This window comes from Streptomyces sp. NPDC001027, from assembly GCF_040299045.1.
In the GTDB taxonomy this organism is placed as follows: domain Bacteria; phylum Actinomycetota; class Actinomycetes; order Streptomycetales; family Streptomycetaceae; genus Streptomyces.
Genome location: NZ_JBEPBI010000465.1, coordinates 1 through 2,933, shown reverse-complemented (window position 1 = coordinate 2,933; position 2,933 = coordinate 1). Strand labels below are relative to the sequence as shown.

The following is a 2,933-nucleotide window of genomic DNA, read 5'->3' as shown; positions in this document are numbered from 1 at the left end:
TTCTAACCTCATCTGAGTTTACTTTCCTATACTCAGAACGTAGTGTCGCGACCGGCACGCCGACCCGGCCGCACACGCCGCACCCGCCGCACACGAGGGACGGGCGCGCACGAGATGCGGGCGCGCAGGCCGTTTCTGCCCGAAGAGTCAGTCGCATCGACCACCGAGACACCCACACAGAAAGGCGGCCGGCATGAAGGCATTCGTCGTCGAGAAGTACGGCAAGGACGGCATGCGCGCCGCAGAGGTACCCGAGCCCACCGTCGGGGACCGCGACGTCCTGGTCAGAGTGAGCGCCGCCAGCATCAACCCGCTGGACAGGATGGTCCGCGACGGGGAGTTCAAGCTGCTCCTGAAGTACAAGACCCCGTTCGTGCTCGGCCACGACGTCGCCGGCGTCGTGACCCGGGTCGGCTCCGCCGTGCGCGGCGTCGAAGTCGGCGACGAGGTCTACGCCCGCCCGCGCGACCTGCGGGTAGGCGGCTTCGCGGAGTTCATCGCGATCGACATGGACGATGTCGCGCCCAAGCCTGCCTCCCTCACCCTGCAGGAGGCGGCCGCGGTGCCGTTGGTGGCCCTGGCCGCCTGGCAGATCCTCGTCGACCGCGCCCAGGTGCGGCCAGGGCAGAAGGTGCTCGTCCACGCCGGCGCCGGCGGCCTCGGTTCGACGGTCGTCCAACTCGCCAAGCACCTCGGCGCCACCGTGGCGACGACCGCGAGCACCGAGAATGAGGAACTGGTCAGGGGCCTCGGCGCCGACGTCGTCGACTACGCCAAGGAGGACTTCTCGAAGGTGCTGTCCGGCTACGACCTGGTGCTGGACTCCCTCGGCGGAGCGAACCTGGAGAAGTCGCTGACGGTGCTGAGGCCCGGCGGCCTGGCCATCGGCGTCGTCGGCCCGCCGGACGCCGCCTTCGCCAAGCAGCTCGGCGCCCCCTCCGTCCTAGGCCTGGTCATGAACGCGCTCAGCCGCAAGATCCGCAGACGGGCCAGGGCGCTGGGCATGCGCTACCAGTTCTTCTTCATGCAGGCCGACGGCTCCCAGCTGCGCAAACTCAGCGCCCTCTACGACAACGGGAAGCTCCGCCCCGTCATCGACAGCGTCTTCCCGTTCGACCGGACACTCGACGCGATGGCGCACGTCGAGCACGGCCGCACCAAGGCCGGCAAGGTCGTGGTCTCGATGGCGCCCGACCACGGCTGAGAGGCGGCCGCTCTCTCCCGTTGTTCCCTACCCAGGGGCCCTTCTCCCCCGGCCCACCCCCGACGACATCGTGACCCGCTCCGGGCTCCCACAGGACACCGATGACGCTCACACCACCCTCACGAAGTCCAGGAAGCGGGCGGCGTGGTCGGCGTCGCCGGAGATCCGCAGGTCCCGGTTGCGCCAGTCGGCCCGGTGGGTGGCCCATTCCGGGAAGTCGACGGCCCGTCCGGCGATCGTGGCCGCCGGCTTGTCCGACGGTCCGGCAGCCAGCATGCCGCCCGGACCCACAGACCAAACGCCTCCGCCCGGTCCTTCCAGCTCGATCGTGACGGGACGGACGAACCACTCCGGCCGCGCCGACCGCAGCTGGTTTCGCAGGACGGCCAGCATCCACTCCAACACCACGGCCATCCGGTTGGCGTCGGTGCCGGGAACCGGCCGCCCGAGTGCGGGAGCGATGTCGTGGCGCAGATGGGTGTGATGGTCGAACGTCATCGCACCGCCGATCATCATCCCGCCCGGGAACCAGCCGAGCTCGGCCATCGGCAGACGCATCCAGTCGAGGGGCAGCCGGGCGGCCACGCCGATCATCCGGCTCCATCGTTCGTACTCGGCGAGCGTCTGCGAGACCGGCCGGTCACGGCGCCGGTCCACGAACAGGTCGTTGGTCCGTTCGAGGTCCCTCATGCGCATCATCGTCACCACGGAGGGAGTGAAGAAGGAGCGGCAGGTGGCGCCGATATGGGCCACCACGTCCTGCACACGCCATCCGGCCGCATCGCTGGCCGCACTCCATTCCTTCGCGTCCAGTTCCCTGCAGAAGCCGAGCAACTCCGCGCGCTCCGCGCGGAAGGCTTCCGCCCTGTCAGCTGTCATCGGTGATCCTTTCGCCGGCCTGCGGGGCCGCTCCCACAAGAGGCTGGTGCAGCGGCTCGCCGGGCTCCGCGGCACCGGCCGCCGGCTTGTTGACGTCGTGGACATGAGGGGGGCGAGGAGTACGAGGCTGCAGGCCCCGAGTGGCCTCGGCGGGGTTCGGCCCGCCGCCGGCCGCCCGGACCCAGCTCATGTGATCCGTCGCAGGATGCGGTCCTTGCGGCGGGTGTACGGCGGGTAGGTGACCCGCAGCGTGTCGGGCTGAAGCGGCTTGTCGAGTACGGACTTGGTGTGGCTGAAGGTGTCCAGGGAGTACGAGCCGTGGTAACGGCCCATGCCGCTCTCGCCGACGCCGCCGAAGGGCAGGCCGGGCACGGCGAGTTGGGCGGTCGGGACGCCGAAGGCCAGACCTCCTGAGGAGGTCTCCGCGATCAGTCGCCGCTTGGTGCGCTTGGACGCGGTGAAGGCGTAGAGGGCCAGCGGCTTGTCCCGTCCGGTGATGAAGGAGATGGCCGCGTCCAGGTCGGGGACGCGAATGATGGGCAGGACGGGGCCGAAGATCTCTTCGCGCATCACGGCTGAGTCGGGGTCGACGTCGGCGAGCACGGTGGGGGCGATGTAGCGGGCGCCGCGGTCGTGGTCGCCGCCGACGACGGTCCGGCCTTCGTCGAGCAGCCCGGTCAGGCGGTCGAAGTGGCGTTCGTTGACGATGCTGCCGTAGTCGTCGCTGCGGGCCGGGTCGGGGCCGAACATCTCATGGTCGGTCCTGGGGTCCTCGAGAGATTCACCGAGCACATAAAGAGTGCCCCCTTCGTCCACGAAGTAATCCAAGGCGAGGGCATCAGTTCGGTTG

The 2,933-nt window shown here is 69.5% G+C and carries 3 protein-coding genes; 1 reads left to right on the top strand and 2 read right to left on the bottom strand.

From position 1 onward, the window contains the following. Positions 1–193: 193 nt before the first annotated feature. Entirely contained in the window at positions 194–1,204 is a 1,011-nt protein-coding gene (locus tag ABT300_RS42785) for an NADP-dependent oxidoreductase (RefSeq protein WP_351688221.1), read from the top strand. Positions 1,205–1,312: 108 nt separating this feature from the next. On the opposite strand, the gene ABT300_RS42780 is transcribed toward ABT300_RS42785, so the two are convergent. Then, on the bottom strand, positions 1,313–2,083 hold the full coding sequence (locus tag ABT300_RS42780; protein ID WP_351688218.1) for a maleylpyruvate isomerase family mycothiol-dependent enzyme: 771 nt from the start codon (positions 2,081–2,083) through the stop codon (positions 1,313–1,315). A 186-nt stretch (positions 2,084–2,269) separates the two neighbouring features. After that, positions 2,270–2,933: aldehyde dehydrogenase family protein (locus ABT300_RS42775; protein WP_351688215.1), on the bottom strand; the 664-nt coding region annotated here is incomplete at its 5' end.